The following is a 16972-nucleotide window of genomic DNA, read 5'->3' on the forward strand; positions in this document are numbered from 1 at the left end:
AGATCATAGACAGGATGCATATTCCCAATTGCTGTACAGTTCTCGAAATGCTATGATAGATTCGCGCGCCATTTGGCGATGTAGACAATAGAGTGTAGAGGTGGGCTTTAGATGAATATCGCATTACCTATTATTACATTGGTCGTAGGTCTCATCGGTGGTTTTTTCATCGGTGTATATTATCTGCGCAGACAAATGACAACTATGCAGAATGATCCTGAAATGCTGCAAAAGGTTGCAAAACAAATGGGTTATAACCTGAATGGGAAACAAATGCAACGTGCCCAACAGATGATGAAGAATCAGAACCAGACAGGCGCCCGCCCAGGAGCAGCTAAAGGGAATAAACGTAGAAGTAAGTAACCGGGTCCGGATAGAATTTATACGGGTGCGGAAGGGGGAGACATCATGGGGAACATCAATGAATACGTGAACGGTAAAGTATCAGAGAACCGTGAGCAAATCGAGTATCACGTTGAGAAAATATTAGAATTAATCGGTGAAGATACCGGCCGCGAGGGACTGCTTGAAACACCAGCCCGTGTTACGCGGATGTACGAGGAGATATTCGGCGGTTATTCGATAGATCCCCGCGAGGCGCTCGGTGTTACTTTTGATGAGTCTCATGAAGAGCTAGTGATCGTGAAGGATATCGTCTATTACAGCCAATGTGAGCATCACATGGCTCCTTTCTTCGGTAAAGTGCATATTGGATACATTCCGAGCGGACGTATTGCTGGACTCAGCAAACTAGCTCGCCTTGTTGAAGTAGTGAGTCGGCGTTTGCAGGTGCAAGAACGTATTACGACGCAAATTGCGGATATTATGACGGAGGTACTAAGCCCTCACGGCGTTATGGTCGTTGTGGAAGGTGAACATCTTTGTATGTGCGCACGTGGAGTGAAGAAGCCAGGAAGTAAGACGGTAACCATGTCTACTAGAGGGGTCTTCCGGGAGGATGCCGCCGCTCGTGCGGAGTTTCTGAACTTGATTAAAGAATAGTATATAGAGGTGTCTATGCCTCGAAATTAGAAGGACCCATCATTCACTTTTTGTGAACGATGGGTCCTTTTGGGTCAATATAAGCGAATAGAAGTGATGTCCTCTACGAAGTGGAAAGAGATCAGTAAGGCTTCCATGCCAGTTTACTGGCAGCGGCATAACGCTCTGACACATATGGCCAGTTGACGACCTTCCACCAATCGTTAATATAATCCGCACGATTATTCTGATGCTTCAGATAGTAGGCGTGTTCCCATACATCTAAGGCCAAGAGCGGAACAACGTCCCATTGCGATAAATTTTGATGTTTTTCCGCAGTGAGAATTTCTAGTCTATGGCTTCGTGGACTCCAGACGAGAATGGCCCATCCGCCACCTTCTACTTTATTCGCAGCTTCGGTGAACTGTTTCTTGAAGCTGTCATAGCTTCCAAAGCTTTGTTCTATAGCTTCTAGTAAAGCACCTGTTGGGCGGCCCCCGCCTTGCGGAGACATCACGTTCCAAAAGATCGTGTGAAGATAGTGGCCTGCACCATTGAAGGCTAATTCTCTCTCCCAATGTTTAACGAGATCAAAGTCACCGTTCTTACGGGAATCTGCTAATTTAACTTCAGCCTTGTTTAATCCATCTACATAACTTTGATGGTGTTTATCGTGATGAATTCTCATCGTCTTTTCGTCAATATAAGGTTCTAGTGCATTATAGGCGTAAGGCAAGGGAGGTAGCGTATGACCGCCAATGGGTACTGCGTCGTTTTTATCACGGATATCAGGAACAGTGTCAGTAAAAGTAGAGAATCCATCATTCCGCATGGTATCTTCTGTATCGATGTTTACGACATAATCCTCTGTGTAATCGCGCATGACTTGTGAAAGCTTTCCGGGCGAGCTGAGTGTCTGCAGTACGGCTAGGAAGTATTCTGATTCGCGAATAATATGCAGAATCACAGTAGTTGCAAGGGGGACAGCTTTGACCGCTGCGCTACTCTCCATGATGGCAAAGAGCTGCCGAACGAATTCTTGGGATTGATTGCAGGAGATATGTAGCAGTTTCTCAGTTTCTGCAGTGAGTTCCGCCTGTGGCGGTGGAGAAGCAGAGAGAGCGGCATTCAATAGCTGCTGTGCCGCCTGCTCAGTTGCACCGAAAACAACGGCCCATTCATCGAGGAGTTTCACATACGGCTCCTCCAATTTAGGCACGATCGCTTTGATGACTTCAGTATGCTCTTTCTCTTGTGTCTTCCAAAATACGATTTCTTCCAAAATACGTACTGGCAGCATCGGCCCGTATACATATAGCATGCCAAGAAAACCTCCCGTGATATGTCTTCATCAGTCCATTATATGAACGGTCTTGGAAGGTTATGAAGAACATAAATCTCGGGTGCTGTCGCTCCTCGGGCTTCTTCTAGTCTGGAGACGAAAACAGCCTCTTCCTTGGGGACACTTCTTTCTGTCCCTGGAAGAGGCTGTTCGATTGGTTATCATCGTTTAGTTAATTACTTGCCATCGCTGGCTGATCACCCATAGTACTTTTAGCCAGATGAACATTCCCTAAGAAAGCGGAGACCCGCCGTAAATACTCACGGGGATGCTCGCGGAACAATAGCTCGTGATGGCTACCTTCAATGATCCAAGAATCAGAGAAAGGATTGTTCTGGTTCGCTGCCAGTTCTTCGGCAATAGGATAAGGAGCTTTATCGTCTTTGGTTCCATGCATGAACAGGATAGGGAAAGGATAGTCTTTGGATTTAACCTTTGCATAAGGAATTTGATCTAATCCTGTACCGTTCAGTACCGGGAACAGCATTTCCATGATCGCCAGAGAAGGCTGGCGAGGTAGGTCGATATTCTGCTTAATATTATGATACAGCGTGTCTGGTTCTAGCAAAAAGGTACTGTCCAGAATCATCGCGTCGATATCCTCAGATACTAAACCTGCTTGCAGTGCTGTGCCAGCACCCATAGAGAAGCCCCAAACAACGAGCTCTTTTGCCCCGCGTTCCTTAGCGAAATCAATGGCGCCTAGAAGCTGCTGGGATTCTTTTTTGCCACCGGTTGCAATATCCTTGTTCCCTTGGGCAGCAAAGCCGTAATCAAACATTACGACATTGAAATTCAGACTGTGTGCATAGTGAGCGAGATCGTACATGGGTACCCAAGACTCTTCGCGGTTGGCACCATAGCCATGACTGAATATGATAGTTTTAGTGGCGTCCTTGGCTGGGATATACCAACCGCTCATCATGCGACTGCCATCCTTAGCTGGGAAGGTTACATCCTCGTAGGCGAGGCCTTTGGCCATCATAGGATTGGAGTACAGTGGCGCGACGGTTGGATTGGATAGCACCCAAGCGATGTAGCCATGAAGCGAGACAAAACAAAATGCTAAAAAGAAAAATATAGATAATAACAATGCAACGATAATATGTTTAACACGTATCATCCGCAGCGAAAGTCGTGATGAACTGCCCTGTTTAGGTAGTTTAGGACGACGGGAGACTGACGTGCCGGCTCGGCTGGTTGTCAGATCCATAAGGTCCCCTCCTAAGTATGATGTGAGTACTAGTGCCTAGGATAATTTGTCGAAAATGATACTAAAGCATTAGTATATTTAATATGTTTATCGTAAGTTGAAGCACTTACAAAGTCAATGAATTGGACCGATTTGTAATGTAACTGTAAAGTGCGGACCAGTCTTTTTCGGCTCAGTGAATATACTGGACTTTCCGTAGAGTTTTGCACTAAGATAGAGTTAATTATAATGTAACCGCGTTTCATTTGATGAAACACGAGGGGGGATTACTGTGGAGGACCGAAAGCTAACAGTACGCGCGGTAGAACGTGCGCTCGACATATTACTTTGTTTTACGCAGGATAGTGATTTAGGGTTGACGGAGATCGCATCAAAGATTGATTTACATAAGAGTACAGTCCACAGATTGCTGGCAACACTCGAGGAAAAGGGATTTCTCATTCGCAATCCGGCGACAGAAAAATATAGACTGGGTATACGAATTTGGGAGTTATCCACACATCTGCCTGCTTTTGACGAGTCGGCAGCGGTATTATTGCCATCTATGGAACGGCTGAGAGATCGACTCGGTGAGACGGTCAGTCTTTACTTACGGGATGGTATTGAACGCGTGCGTATTCAGGCGGTACAGAGCCAGCAGGCAATTCGTCGAGTCGCACAGATCGGTGCGAGGCTGCCATTATCTGTAGGAGCGTCGAGTAAAGTGCTGGCAGCGTATGCGCCACCTGAGGTGTTGAGAGAACTGCTGGAGAGCTCGGAGTGGCCGGATTACGTTGAGAAGAGCGTATACAAAGATCAGCTTAATGAGATCATCCGGCTGGGGTATGCTACGAGTTTCGAAGAACGTGAGTCTGGTGCGGCCGCTGTGGCGGTACCTGTCACAGGCCGTAGTGGAAATGTGATAGCGGCATTATCGCTGTCAGGGCCGGTCAGCCGTCTGTCTAGGGATACGTTAGTGGAGTATGCCGCCATCTTGAAGGAAGCAGCAAGTGAAATGGGTATGATGATTCCATAGCCCAACATGAGAAAAACGGCCAGTCTCCGGATGATCGGAGGCTGGCCGTTTAATATCCAAATATAATAAGACAAGGGAGTGCCTCTAGCCTTAATGGCCAGGGGCACTCCCTTGTGCGTCTTACGTTAAATCTATTCTACCGATACAGCCGAAGAATCTGTGGCATCCGCCAGCATTTGACGAAGTACAGTTTGTAGAATACCACCATTGCGATAGTAATCAATATCAACCGTGCTGTCGAGTCTTGCAGTAACAGGGAAGTCGAATTGCGTACCGTCTTCACGGGTAGCGGTAACTGTTAGATCCTGGCTTGGCGTCACCTCGTTATCGAGACCGGTAATGTTGAAGCTCTCACGTCCGGTCAGTCCCAAACTGCTCCAGCCGTGGCCTTCCTGGAATTGCAGTGGAAGCACACCCATACCAACCAGATTGCTGCGGTGAATCCGCTCAAAGCTCTCTGCGATAACAGCTTTGACACCAAGTAGAAGTGTACCTTTGGCCGCCCAGTCACGCGAGCTTCCTGTGCCGTATTCTTTACCGGCGATAACGATGAGATTCTGTCCAGCGTCCTGATACAGCATGGAAGCGTCATAGATGGACATGACTTCATCGCTTGGCAGGAAGGTTGTAACTCCGCCTTCTGTACCTGGAGCTACTGCATTACGAATCCGAATATTAGCGAATGTACCACGCATCATGACTTCATGATTTCCGCGGCGTGAGCCGTAGGAGTTGAAGTCTGCGCGTTCAACACCATGATCGCGCAAATATTCTCCGGCAGGACCAGAAGTAGAGATATTACCTGCAGGTGAGATATGGTCGGTGGTCACGGAATCAGCTAGCAGCGCTAGAACGCGTGCGTCCTTGATATCTTTGATGTCTCCCAGACCGTCTGCCAGATGCTCAAAGAATGGCGGGTTCTGAATATACGTGGAGTTGTCATCCCACTCATACAGCTCGCCTTGCGGAACAGGGATCGAATTCCAGCGTTCGTTAGCAGTGAATACATTCTCGTATTTACGGCGGAACATCTCTGGGCTAAGGGAAAGACCAATCGCTTCACGAATTTCAGCAGTCGTAGGCCAAATATCTTTCAGGAATACTGGCTCACCTTGTGGATCAAATCCGAGCGGTTCAGTCTGCAAATCGATATTTACAGTACCAGCCAGTGCATAAGCAACTACAAGCGGTGGTGAGGCCAAGTAGTTGGCTTTGACCTGAGCATGTACACGGCCTTCAAAGTTACGGTTACCGGAGATTACAGCAGCCACGGTCATATCGTTATCAGTAATGGCTTGGCTAACCTCTTCAGGCAATGGACCGGAGTTACCGATACAAGTAGCACAGCCATATCCCGCCAAGTAGAAGCCCAGTGCTTCAAGTGGCTTCAGCAGGTCTGCTTTTTCCAAATATTCAGTAACTACCAATGATCCTGGAGTCAAGCTGCTCTTAACGTATGCTGGTTTGGTCAGTCCACGTTCTACCGCTTTTTTCGCCAAAAGACCTGCTCCAAGCATAACGCTAGGGTTAGAAGTATTCGTACAGCTTGTAATAGCTGCGATTACGACTGCGCCTGTGCTGAGCTTGCTAGTGGTACCATTCTTATGCTCTATTTCTACAACTTGGGCGATTTTCTCATCGCTGAGGCCATAACCGCCTTTGTCTACAGGTGTACGGATAATACCTTCGAAATTTTCTTTCATGTGGGTAAGCTCGATCCGGTCTTGCGGACGTTTTGGTCCAGCCAAGCTTGGAACGACAGAAGCTAGGTCAAGTTCAATTACATCGCTGAACTCAGGATCTGGTGTATCCGAAGTGCGGAACATCCCTTGTGCTTTGTAATAAGATTCAACGAGCTCCACCAGATCATCCGGACGACCTGTGCTGCGCAGATAAGCAAGCGTCTCTTCATCTACAGGGAAGAAACCGATCGTTGCTCCGTATTCTGGCGCCATGTTAGCAACTGTTGCCCGGTCAGCAAGACTGATGTTAGCAAGACCAGGACCGTAGAATTCAACGAATTTGCCGACTACGCCTTTTTTACGCAACATTTCAGTCACTGTCAGTGCCAAGTCTGTTGCTGTAGCCCCTTCAATAAGGCTGCCTGTAAGCTTGAAGCCCACTACATCTGGTGTAACAAAATAGAGCGGTTGTCCGAGCATACCTGCTTCAGCTTCAATACCGCCAACACCCCAGCCTACAACACCAAGTCCGTTGATCATCGTAGTATGGGAGTCCGTTCCAACAAGGGAATCTGGATAAACGACAGTTTCACCATCGATAGTTTTAGTAGTGGCTACGGAAGCCAAATATTCCAAATTCACCTGATGCACGATACCGGTAGCCGGAGGAACTGCACGGAAGTTATTGAAAGCGGTCTGTGCCCAGCGAAGGAAACGGTAGCGTTCCTCGTTACGCTCAAACTCCACGTTCATATTGTATTCCAAAGCATCTGCTGTACCGAAAGCATCAACCATAACAGAGTGGTCAATTACAAGGTCAACGGGAACGAGCGGGTTGATCTGTTTAGGATCTCCTCCGGCTTTCTTTACGGTATCACGCATAGCTGCCAGATCTACGACTACCGGAACACCGGTAAAGTCCTGAAGTACGATACGAGCAGGGATAAACGGAATTTCTTTATTGCGGTCAATGTCACCTGACCAATCAGCCAATTGTTTCACGTGTTCTTCTGTAATTGCCCGTCCGTCAAACTGACGAACAGCTGCTTCAAGTAATACTTTGATCGAAAAAGGAAGGGAAGAGATAGAGCCCAATCCTTGTTCCTCAAGGGAGTTAAGATCATAATAGCGATAAGATTTGCCACCTGATTCTAGGGTACGGGCCAACGAGAAATGATCCTTGCTTGGCATATGTGCGCCTCCTTGTTTCATCTATTGAAACTCAATTTCACATTGCATGTTATTTAATTATAACGGTTACAAAGAGGGGAGTAAAGTTTTTTTTCCTATATATAAAGCCCTAATATCGCATCTCTAAAACCATGTAGAGTTACCCCAAAAACGAGAGCTATAAGCAAAGCGTATGCCCTGCCATGTAAATTGAAGCGATCTGTATAGCGGCCTGTTTCCTTTCATATACATAGAGCAGCAGTTAAAAGGGAATGAAGGGGTGCGAATATAATGGAGCAACAATGGAAGCAAAGTCTATATGTATATGTAGATCAAGTGAATAAGGCCAGGGTGGAACCTAAGTCCTCATCACAAACCGTTTCCGTGTCCGTTAAGGATCCACGTTTTTTGGTGGAGCAAGGGGAACGTTCACGCCGAATCGCTGAATGGTATAACGCTCGTGGGATCACTCCGCTGCGAGGGGAAACAGGTGTAAAGACTTTACGGACCGTCCGGCAGACTCCGACTGAGGTGGTTGCAGAGGTTACACTGCATAGTGCACTTTATTATGAAAAAGGAGGCGTTAACCATCGCGAGGATAGGGTTGAGCTGGAGCGGTTGACCTTTGTGCGGGACGTAGGGGGCTGGGAAATCGCTGCTATAGAACGAACTATTCCTGAAAGAAATAAGGTTCATAGAGCAGAGGTGGAGTTATCTGGCAGGTTGTCCAAGTGGGGGGAAGCGTTACCTGCTCCGTTGCCATCACAGCCTCTTCTAAACCGGAATATTCTGGGGGAGATCCCGGGCTCAAGAGAGGTTCGCTACAACCGTGATGAAGCGGTGGCTTATGCCGACCGGTGGTGGAAAGACGGTAATCCAGAGTTCGAAACATTTGAGGTGGATTGTACGAATTATGTCTCCCAATGCCTCTTTGCAGGGGGAGCACCTATCAACTATACTGGTAAAAGAGAAACGGGTTGGTGGTACAAAGGCTACCAAGGGAAACAAGAATGGTGGAGTTATAGCTGGGCTGTATCAGACAGTCTGCAGCGCTATTTGAGCGTTAGCCGGAGCAATGGCTTGCGTGCGGAAGTGATGGAGCGGCCGGAGCAATTGATGCTTGGCGATATCATTCAATATGACTGGGATGGCAACGGGCAATATCAGCACAGCACGATCGTCACAGCCTTTGATGCTGGTGGCATGCCGCTTGTGAATGCACGTACAGTTAGCAGCCGTCATCGCTTCTGGGACTATCGTGATTCCTACGCTTGGACGGATCAAACGAAATACCGTTTTTTTCATATTAACGACTATTTATAAGACAGAAAGAGGTAATAAAGGTATGGGGAATGCAAAACTAACCGTAGGGCTAGTGTACGGGGGCAAATCCGGAGAACATGAGGTATCGCTACAGACGGCTTTTGCCGTGATGAACTCATTTGATTACGATAAATATGAGATTATCCCCTTTTACATTTCAAAACAGGGCTTATGGAAAGTAGGAGAGACGTTATCGGCGCCTTACAGTGAGGTGGAGCAGCTTAAGCTTGCAGATGCAACTGAAGATATGGGCACAGCCCTGAATGTAGTGTTTAGTGGACTGTCCGGTGCTGAAAAAACGGTGGACGTCATGTTCCCGCTGCTGCATGGCACGTATGGTGAGGACGGAACGATTCAAGGGTTGTTCGAAATGGCGAATATTCCTTACATCGGGGCTGGTGTTCTTGCCTCTTCGGCAGGTATGGATAAGGTTGTCATGAAGAAGCTGTTCGCTGATGCCGGTCTGGACCAGTGTGAATATTGTTATTTTAACATCAGCGCTTGGAAAAGAAAAAGTCATGAGTTGATTGTGGGTGTAGAGGATAAACTGGGGTATCCAGTATTCGTTAAGCCTGCAAATTTGGGCTCAAGTGTAGGTATTTCTAAGGCTTCTGATAAGGAAAGTCTTGTAAAAGCTATAGATTTTGCCTTCCGTTATGACACCAAAGTCATTATTGAAGAATTCGTGGATGCTCGTGAGGTAGAGGTCGGGGTGCTCGGAAATGATGAGCCAGAGGCCTCTGTCCCGGGTGAAATCGTTTCTTCTGGAGAATATTATGACTACGCAGCTAAGTATACGGACGGCAAATCGCAAATGATGATTCCTGCGCCAGTAGATTCTGAAGTTGCCGATCGTCTGCGGGAGTCCGCGATAACCGCTTTTAGAGCCATTGAGGGTAGTGGTATTACTCGGGCGGACTTCTTCCTGCGGAGATCGGATGGTAAAATTCTAATAAACGAAGTGAACACTATGCCTGGCTTCACACCTTACAGCATGTATCCGCTATTGTGGCGTGAGACAGGTGTATCTTATAGAGCTCTGTTAGACCGTATGATTGAGTTAGCTTTAGAGCGCTATAATTTCAAACAAGGTCTTAAGTATGACAACGAGTAATTGAAGCTGCTAGCGGGTTCATCCCGACTGGAAAGGGGCGAAGAAATATGGGTTTTCAAACTGAATTCAATTCCGTCTGTAAGTTCAAGAATGAACAAGAGCTCTATGAGTTGCTGGAGTACGGTCGTACCAAAATGGTGAAGCAGGGCTTTCGCGTGTATCCGACGGGTCAGAAGGTGATTGCCTACACACCTGAGAATGTAGCTGTAGCGATTGTCAAAATCTCTGCCTCGATTGCAGAGATTAATTTTCAGGGGCATGAGGTTACAGCGGTCGAAATGGAACTCGTGCGTAAATTGAATGAAGAAGAGTCCAAAGTGCAGACTGCGCTGGCAGATGAAATGTTTTTTGGAGCGCAGGGATGATTGTCCGTTTTGGATATGTAGCGATGTCCACCGTTATCAAAGACTGCTCACCATCCAAGACTATGACGATGGCCTCCTTCAAGAAACTGGATGACCGTGAAGCGGCACTTCGGCGTTTGGAGAACCTCGCTCGGATGAATCTGCACAATACGCTGCGACTAATGAAGCATAATGTGGGTTCGGACATCTTTGTGTACCGTCTCACTTCCAAGTTAATTCCTCTGGCGACGCATCCTGATTTACAGGATTGGAATCCGTTTGCTGCGCTCGCAGAGGAATTCGCGGAAGTGGGGCAATATGTGAAAAAGCATGGGATGCGGGTGTCCTTTCATCCAGATCACTTCACAGTGCTTAGTACACCCCGTCCTGAGGTGCTTGTAAGTTCCATCCGGGATTTGCAGCACCATACGGACATGCTAAATGCCATGGGACTTCCTGCCATGGCGAAGAATAATATTCATATTGGCGGAGCCTATGGGGACAAGCCGGTGGCAGCCAAGCGGTTCGAGAAGCATTTCTGCGAGCTGCCAGCAGCGCTGCAGGAGCGTATTACGCTGGAGAATGATGATAAGACCTTCACAGCCCCGGAGACACTAGCGGTTTGTCAGAATGTAGGTCTGCCGATGGTGCTGGATATTCACCATCAATGGGTGAATAATGAAGGAGAGCTCCCTTGGGAGCTATGGCCTGACATTCAACAGACATGGCGGAGCGAGCTTTCACTGAAGGATGTTCCAGCGGGAGAGCTTTTGCCGCCTAAGATTCATGTCTCTAGTCCGCGCAGTCCGTCTGACCCACGCAGTCATGCAGACGGCGTAGAACCTGCGCCATTAGTAGCCTTTTTAAAGCGTATTGCCGCAGATACTCCTGCTGTCGATGTTATGATTGAGGCGAAACTAAAAGATGGTGCGTTATTTGGATTGATGGAAGCAATGAAGGAGCTGGCTGATGCTGGTAACGGAATTTCCGTATTAAATGGGGCAAGTGTGAATATCGAACCTTAAACAATGAAAATAAGGCGATAGGTCCCGAATACGGGTCCTATCATGACTTGATATGTAACTTGAAATAGGGTACGTTGAATGAAACTTTATTACGAATAACATTCAAGGGATCATACTACCAATTGGGTATCCCTTATGGCGGAACTTTGAGAACGTTTTGGCGTATTGCACGGTATTGTGAATAGGATTGCTTTAAATTTCATGCCAATGGCGATTATGTTCAAGGAAGCGGAGTGAAGATATGAGTCCTTTAAAACCAGAGGGTAAGAACGAACGTGAACCCTATGTAGTATCGAGCAAGGGACATACGGCGGTAGCTATTAATGCTGCTGCCAAAGCAGGAGAATGGATAAAGAGCAGACAGGGCCTGGTGAAGGAACTTAATACGAAGACATCGGCACAAGATCTGGTTACGGAAGTAGATAAAGGCGTTGAACAGATGATCCGCAGGTTGATTCTGACGCATTTTCCAGATCATGCGATCCTCGGTGAAGAAGGTGTATCCCCGGGTGCAGCAGCAGCAACCGCTGCATTGGAAGAAGCCCGTGAGCATGAATATCTGTGGATTGTAGATCCTGTAGATGGTACGACTAATTTTGTACACGGATTTCCTTTTTATTGTGTTTCTATTGCTTTGGTGATTCGTGGAGAATTGACGGTTGGTGTAATTTACGATCCGATTCGTGATGAGATGTTCGTAGCTGAAAAAGGTAAGGGAGCCTATATGCATGGTGTTCCTACGGCAGTTTCTACGGAGAACGTTTTTGGAGACAGCTTGATTGCTATGGGCTTTCCGCCGGACCGTGAATTTGCACAACCTGTGAATATGGCGGGACTGCAGAGCGTTCTTCCACAGATTCGTGGTATTCGTGCAGGAGGTTCGGCTGCTCTACATTTGGCTTATGTAGCAGCGGGTCGAGTAGATGGATACTGGGAAGTAGGCTTAAGCCCTTGGGATTGTGCTGCAGGAGTGCTGCTAGTCCTTGAATCAGGGGGCAGAATCACGGATACGCTTGGTCGTCCATACGATATTGGCACTCGTCATTTAGTAGCAAGTAATGGTCATATTCACGAATATTTGGTTTCGTCACTGAAGAATGCTGAAGCAACAGGATATAAGCTTTAGGGAGGACGATGCATCATGAGCGAGAAGGATGATCTGGAACGTAAGCTAAGTGAAATGTTGGTAGATGGTGAGATGGAACAGGGTGACCGTACTGCTAAAGAAATCCGTGAAATCTCTCCGAAGTATGAAATTCGTATCCAGACCACAATGGATCCTATTGTGGAGGAGACGCTTCGTTATCGTAAGATTGGACATGAACTGGACGATCGTTATGATAAATATTTGGAGCGCGCCGGGAAGAATTTGAATTCACAAGAGAATTCAGATAAAGAATAATACATTGGTTTCCAGTTGTGCATAGAATGGTGATTTGCAGGGCGGTTTCCCGAATATGGGAGGCCGCTCTTTTGCGTTGCTATCAGGGATGGTAGAATGAGAATTAGAACATTTTGGGAGGGATACGATGCTAAGTAAGTGGAGAAGAATTTTAGCAGCTGGCACAAGCGGTATGCTTTTGTTATCTGTGCTGATTGGTGTAGGTGCCGGATCGGCAAATGCGGCTGACACGTCTGCAACACAAAACGCAAGTCAGGATGTCTTTCGCATCGTAGCTCTTGGCGATTCGATTACTGCCGGATACGAGCCGGGAATGACGGATGTGAATACTAAGCCTTACGGCTATGCGGAGCGGCTACTGGAGCAGGGGTGGTATCATGGCAGAAGCGAGCTTACCAATTATGGTATTCTTGGACTGACCACTGCTGGACTACTTAATTACACAGGAGCCATCAAGGACGGCTCAGCGATTACCGCTGAAGGTATTCAGTCAGGTCTGCCGGATCCACGGATAGACCAGTTCGCCAAGTTAACCCCGCAGATCGCATCAGAGCTCAAGGAAGCCGATCTGATTACGATTACAATTGGGGGGAATGATGTAAGCCGTCTTTTCTTACAGGTTAAGGAACTGACAGATACAGATTTCGAATCTCAGCTGGAGCAGAAGCTAGCGGATTATAATACGAATGTGAAGGCGACTCTTGAGAATATTCGTGCGATAAATCCTCAAGCAACAATTATACTGGCTGACCAATATCAGCCTGCTCCTAAGATTGCTCTTGGTGCAATGTACACCAAATTGATGACCGCAGCAGCCCAATTTACGGATTCGGCAGATCGTGTGGCCGCAAGCGTAAATCAACCAGGAGCAAAGGTATTAGTAGCTCATGTGGCGGCAAAGTTTGCCGGCTCAGAAGGCTCACTCACACATATTATTGGGGCAGGGCAAGCGGATTTTCACCCTACGCAGCTCGGATACGAGACCATTGCAAAAGTATTTGCTGAATTACAATGGGGGGAATACCGCATTCCTACTGTAGCAGCAATGGCTACGGTTACTGTACCGATGTCGATTGTAGTAAAGGGTGTAGAGTTAAATACACCGAATAAACCTATCCTTAAGAATGGTCAGAACTTCTTGGCGCTTAAAGATATTCTGAATGCCGTAGGCGCTAACGGAAAGTGGGATAATAAGACCTCTAGCGCAACTATCGAATATGGTGGACGGACTGTCGTAATCACGATTGGCAGTAAATTCATTAAGGTGAATGGACAGAATGTAGCCATTGATACCCCTGCTTTTCTGCAAAAGGTAGGCAAAGAAGATAAAACTTATCTTCCCCTTGCCGCATTGGCGACCGGACTTGGATTCGATGTGAATTATAGTAGCAAACTGCGAACTGCTTTCATTAATCCATAAATCTGCATACTATATTATAAGTACTTAAATTAAGCCCGTAAGGCAAAGGTGGATGGAATATTGTCTAGTTCAAAATTCAGTGCTGAATATATCATCACTATGGATGATATTGTACGGGAAGGTCACCCCGTACTTCGTACCGTAGCTGGGCCAGTGGAGCTTCCTTTGCAGGAGGAGGATCGTGAGACTCTGCGGTGTATGCTTCAGTTTCTAAAGAACAGTCAGGACCCGGAAATTTCCGAAGAATACAATTTACGCTCTGGTGTAGGCCTGTCGGCGAATCAAATCGGACTTACGAAGCGTATGTTCGTGATGTATTCTACGGACGAGAGAGGAAAGATCGTAGAGCATGCTTGGGTTAACCCCAAGATCATCAGTCACTCACTAACCATGGTGTACTTACCGGAGAGTGAGGGATGTCTGTCTGTTGATCGACCAGTGCATGGATTTGTACCGAGATACGAATCTGTGAAGGTTAAGGGATATAATCTTGAGGGTAAGGAAGTGGTCCTTAAATTTAAGGGCTACCAAGCCATCATCATCCAGCATGAGATTGATCATCTCGATGGGATCATGTTCTATGATCGAATCAACAAGGAGAATCCATTCAAGCTTCCTCAGGGAGTGGAGATCCGTAACTTGTACGAGTAAGTAGGAGAATAATTTTGATTTAAAAAGTGTGCGGTCTTACGGCTTATAGCTGAGGAACGCACGCTTTTTTTGTTATCTGCAGGATTGTATGATTTCAATTATTTTACAAATTAATCCGCGGAAGGTAACATTATAGCGAATAGATAAGAATTAAATTTAAGATCAGAAGGAGGTTATTGAATGGCTTGGGGGAGAATGCCAATAAGAGGCGTGGTCAACGAATATAATGATGAGGTTAAAAAGATTGATGAGCAGATTTTGACTCTGATTCAGGAACGTAAAGCTATAACAGGCAAAAAACGGTTTTCCCCAGAGAGTGAGCTTCTTGAGGAGTGGTCAACTAGATTCGAGATGGACACTTCTCAGATTGTACAGTATATACACAGTCTGAATGAGGCTGTACCCAGACGGAAATATTGGGAAGAGCCCGGCTTGCTACTTGGTGTACTTCCAATTGTTAAGCGGATAGTCTTCGAAGATTGCGAATATACACTTACACATGCTATGCAGTATGAAACGCTTAGTATAGTTACTGTGGAGATTAAGTATTTAAAAGAAACGGTGGAGCACATTCATCTTAGAGCCGCTTTAACATTGGAGATTATAAGTGAGGCAGTCTATGAAATCCAGCCGCATGGAGGTCACGGAGGGGGCGCTCATACACAAATGCAGTTTTTGGTCTCACCGCCGCTGCCAACAGATCTGGACACGGTCCAATTTTCCTTAATACCTGGAGTTGACCGAATGTTTGGACCTGCTATGACAGAAATTATATTGGACAAGCAAGTCGATTTCGAATAGTACCTATGCAAAAAACCTACCACCAGAATTTGGTGGTAGGTTTCTGTATGTTTTGTGGCCGTAAATAACTTCTTATTTCTCAGACGCCATAGCGGCGAACGACGCTTCAGCTGCAATCAGCGTAGCATCGATATCCGCATCGGTATGTGCTGTCGTTAAGAACCAAGCTTCATATTTCGAAGGGGCAAGGTTAATCCCACGGTTCAACATGTGACGGAAGAAGCTGGCGAACAATTCGCCATCTGTATCTTGTGCCTCATCGTAATTCGTAACCGGATGCTTACAGAAATGAGTGGAGAATGAACCACGGATGCGGTTGATTGTCAGTGGAATACCATGACGGTCAGCAGATTCCTGAAGTCCATCGACAAGACGGATCGCAAGCCGCTCCATCTCATCGTATACGCCTTCTGCGCTCAGCACCTCCAGACAGGCGATCCCTGCGGAGATGGAAGCAGGATTACCCGCCATTGTTCCCGCTTGGTATGCCGGTCCTAGCGGTGCTACTTGTTCCATCACATGCTTACGACCGCCGTAAGCACCGATCGGCAGACCGCCGCCGATGATTTTGCCGAGTGCTGTCAGGTCAGGAGTAATGTCTTCATGGTTATCCAGTCCTGCATAGGTCTGAGTGGAACCATAGTGGAAACGGAAGGCAGTAATAACTTCGTCATAAATAACGAGTGAGCCGTTATCATGAGCCAGCTTGCAGAGCCCTTCGAGGAATCCAGGCTTCGGCATAACCATACCGAAATTACCGACGATCGGTTCAACCATTACAGCGGCGACATCCTCGCCCCATTTCTCCAGTGCCTCTTGCAGGCTATCCAGATCATTAAAAGGAACAGTGATTACTTCCTGTGCAATACTGCTTGGAACGCCGGCACTATCTGGAATACCAAGCGTAGAAGGCCCGGATCCTGCTGCAACAAGCACCAGATCAGAGTGGCCATGGTAACAGCCAGCGAATTTTACGATTTTGCTGCGCTTTGTATAAGCACGAGCGACACGAATGGTAGTCATAACCGCTTCTGTGCCGGAATTGACAAACCGGACTTTATCCATAGATGGAATAGCTTCTTTAAGCATTTTAGCAAGCTTAATTTCGAGCTCTGTTGGGGTTCCGTAAAGAACACCATTCTCAGCTGCAGTGGTAATTGCCTTCGTTATATGTGGGTGAGCATGGCCGGTAATGATCGGTCCATAGGCTTGAAGATAGTCGATATATTCATTGCCATCTACATCCCAGAAGTGAGATCCACTGGCACGCTTCATAAATACAGGTGCTCCGCCTCCAACAGCTTTAAAAGAGCGGGAAGGGCTATTTACACCTCCAACGATATGTTGAAGGGCTTCGTGATAAAGTTGCTCAGATGTGGAACGATTCATAATGTGATCATCCTTTCGATTGTTGGTGCTCATGGCAACGGGCGAACAACGGTGTTTCCGCTGTCCGCCCGTATTATACCATTGCCTGTAGTGTCTACTT

Annotated in this window: 16 protein-coding genes; 12 read left to right on the top strand and 4 right to left on the bottom strand. The window is 46.9% G+C overall.

Features of this window, described 5'->3' with window-relative positions:
• Positions 1 to 111 precede the first annotated feature (111 nt).
• Positions 112 to 363 carry a YneF family protein gene (locus NST74_RS02930; RefSeq protein ID WP_042123938.1) on the top strand — a complete coding sequence of 84 codons (252 nt, stop codon included), beginning with the start codon at positions 112 to 114 and terminating at the stop codon, positions 361 to 363.
• A 45-nt stretch (positions 364 to 408) separates the two neighbouring features.
• Positions 409 to 1002, top strand: a complete 594-nt coding sequence (gene folE / locus NST74_RS02935) for a GTP cyclohydrolase I FolE (protein ID WP_341110321.1) — start codon at positions 409 to 411, stop codon at positions 1000 to 1002.
• 121 nt (positions 1003 to 1123) lie between these two features.
• On the opposite strand, the gene NST74_RS02940 is transcribed toward folE, so the two are convergent.
• Both NST74_RS02940 and NST74_RS02945 read right to left on the bottom strand, forming a co-directional pair.
• Positions 1124 to 2302, bottom strand: a complete 1179-nt coding sequence (locus NST74_RS02940; protein ID WP_341110322.1) for a Fe-Mn family superoxide dismutase — start codon at positions 2300 to 2302, stop codon at positions 1124 to 1126.
• Positions 2303 to 2495: 193 nt separating this feature from the next.
• Positions 2496 to 3536: an alpha/beta hydrolase gene (locus NST74_RS02945; RefSeq protein ID WP_341110323.1), complete on the bottom strand. Its 1041-nt coding sequence runs from the start codon at positions 3534 to 3536 to the stop codon at positions 2496 to 2498.
• 271 nt (positions 3537 to 3807) lie between these two features.
• Between NST74_RS02945 and NST74_RS02950 the strand changes: the two genes are divergently transcribed.
• Positions 3808 to 4551, top strand: a complete 744-nt coding sequence (locus tag NST74_RS02950; protein WP_076285876.1) for an IclR family transcriptional regulator — start codon at positions 3808 to 3810, stop codon at positions 4549 to 4551.
• A 131-nt stretch (positions 4552 to 4682) separates the two neighbouring features.
• Here NST74_RS02950 and acnA read toward each other — a convergent pair whose 3' ends face one another.
• Entirely contained in the window at positions 4683 to 7424 is a 2742-nt protein-coding gene (gene acnA / locus NST74_RS02955) for an aconitate hydratase AcnA (protein WP_341110324.1), read from the bottom strand.
• 270 nt (positions 7425 to 7694) lie between these two features.
• Between acnA and NST74_RS02960 the strand changes: the two genes are divergently transcribed.
• The 9 genes from NST74_RS02960 (at position 7695) to NST74_RS03000 (ending at position 15483) form a co-directional block, all read left to right on the top strand.
• Positions 7695 to 8726: an amidase domain-containing protein gene (locus NST74_RS02960; RefSeq protein WP_445668122.1), complete on the top strand. Its 1032-nt coding sequence runs from the start codon at positions 7695 to 7697 to the stop codon at positions 8724 to 8726.
• Between the two features lie 22 nt (positions 8727 to 8748).
• Entirely contained in the window at positions 8749 to 9840 is a 1092-nt protein-coding gene (locus NST74_RS02965) for a D-alanine--D-alanine ligase (RefSeq protein WP_341115816.1), read from the top strand.
• A gap of 47 nt (positions 9841 to 9887) precedes the next feature.
• The gene (locus NST74_RS02970; RefSeq protein WP_042123954.1) at positions 9888 to 10205 is read left to right on the top strand and encodes a hypothetical protein; all 318 of its coding nucleotides are present in this window, start codon (positions 9888 to 9890) and stop codon (positions 10203 to 10205) included.
• The gene (uvsE, locus tag NST74_RS02975) at positions 10202 to 11209 is read left to right on the top strand and encodes a UV DNA damage repair endonuclease UvsE (RefSeq protein WP_076116826.1); all 1008 of its coding nucleotides are present in this window, start codon (positions 10202 to 10204) and stop codon (positions 11207 to 11209) included. Before NST74_RS02970 ends, uvsE begins: the two co-directional genes overlap by 4 nt.
• Positions 11210 to 11450: 241 nt before the next feature.
• Positions 11451 to 12335, top strand: coding sequence for an inositol monophosphatase family protein (locus NST74_RS02980; protein WP_042123958.1), 885 nt, complete (start codon positions 11451 to 11453; stop codon positions 12333 to 12335).
• Between the two features lie 15 nt (positions 12336 to 12350).
• Positions 12351 to 12611, top strand: coding sequence for a hypothetical protein (locus NST74_RS02985; RefSeq protein ID WP_042123959.1), 261 nt, complete (start codon positions 12351 to 12353; stop codon positions 12609 to 12611).
• A 127-nt stretch (positions 12612 to 12738) separates the two neighbouring features.
• The gene (locus tag NST74_RS02990) at positions 12739 to 14031 is read left to right on the top strand and encodes a stalk domain-containing protein (protein WP_341110325.1); all 1293 of its coding nucleotides are present in this window, start codon (positions 12739 to 12741) and stop codon (positions 14029 to 14031) included.
• A 99-nt stretch (positions 14032 to 14130) separates the two neighbouring features.
• Positions 14131 to 14682 carry a peptide deformylase gene (gene def / locus NST74_RS02995; RefSeq protein WP_341115817.1) on the top strand — a complete coding sequence of 184 codons (552 nt, stop codon included), beginning with the start codon at positions 14131 to 14133 and terminating at the stop codon, positions 14680 to 14682.
• A 180-nt stretch (positions 14683 to 14862) separates the two neighbouring features.
• On the top strand, positions 14863 to 15483 hold the full coding sequence (locus NST74_RS03000; protein ID WP_339289075.1) for a hypothetical protein: 621 nt from the start codon (positions 14863 to 14865) through the stop codon (positions 15481 to 15483).
• A 72-nt stretch (positions 15484 to 15555) separates the two neighbouring features.
• On the opposite strand, the gene NST74_RS03005 is transcribed toward NST74_RS03000, so the two are convergent.
• Positions 15556 to 16872: a glutamate-1-semialdehyde 2,1-aminomutase gene (locus NST74_RS03005; RefSeq protein ID WP_042123965.1), complete on the bottom strand. Its 1317-nt coding sequence runs from the start codon at positions 16870 to 16872 to the stop codon at positions 15556 to 15558.
• Positions 16873 to 16972 lie beyond the last annotated feature (100 nt).

The organism is Paenibacillus sp. FSL F4-0125 (assembly GCF_038008565.1).
GTDB lineage: Bacteria > Bacillota > Bacilli > Paenibacillales > Paenibacillaceae > Paenibacillus_AQ.

Coding starts and splice junctions, on each gene's coding strand:
- NST74_RS02930 (WP_042123938.1), top strand. CDS start 112: ATGAATATCGCATTACCTATTATTACATTGGTCGTAGGTCTCATCGGT.
- folE (WP_341110321.1), top strand. CDS start 409: ATGGGGAACATCAATGAATACGTGAACGGTAAAGTATCAGAGAACCGT.
- NST74_RS02940 (WP_341110322.1), bottom strand. CDS start 2,302: ATGCTATATGTATACGGGCCGATGCTGCCAGTACGTATTTTGGAAGAA.
- NST74_RS02945 (WP_341110323.1), bottom strand. CDS start 3,536: ATGGATCTGACAACCAGCCGAGCCGGCACGTCAGTCTCCCGTCGTCCT.
- acnA (WP_341110324.1), bottom strand. CDS start 7,424: ATGCCAAGCAAGGATCATTTCTCGTTGGCCCGTACCCTAGAATCAGGT.
- NST74_RS02960 (WP_445668122.1), top strand. CDS start 7,695: ATGGAGCAACAATGGAAGCAAAGTCTATATGTATATGTAGATCAAGTG.
- NST74_RS02965 (WP_341115816.1), top strand. CDS start 8,749: ATGGGGAATGCAAAACTAACCGTAGGGCTAGTGTACGGGGGCAAATCC.
- NST74_RS02970 (WP_042123954.1), top strand. CDS start 9,888: ATGGGTTTTCAAACTGAATTCAATTCCGTCTGTAAGTTCAAGAATGAA.
- uvsE (WP_076116826.1), top strand. CDS start 10,202: ATGATTGTCCGTTTTGGATATGTAGCGATGTCCACCGTTATCAAAGAC.
- NST74_RS02980 (WP_042123958.1), top strand. CDS start 11,451: ATGAGTCCTTTAAAACCAGAGGGTAAGAACGAACGTGAACCCTATGTA.
- NST74_RS02985 (WP_042123959.1), top strand. CDS start 12,351: ATGAGCGAGAAGGATGATCTGGAACGTAAGCTAAGTGAAATGTTGGTA.
- NST74_RS02990 (WP_341110325.1), top strand. CDS start 12,739: ATGCTAAGTAAGTGGAGAAGAATTTTAGCAGCTGGCACAAGCGGTATG.
- def (WP_341115817.1), top strand. CDS start 14,131: ATGGATGATATTGTACGGGAAGGTCACCCCGTACTTCGTACCGTAGCT.
- NST74_RS03000 (WP_339289075.1), top strand. CDS start 14,863: ATGGCTTGGGGGAGAATGCCAATAAGAGGCGTGGTCAACGAATATAAT.
- NST74_RS03005 (WP_042123965.1), bottom strand. CDS start 16,872: ATGAATCGTTCCACATCTGAGCAACTTTATCACGAAGCCCTTCAACAT.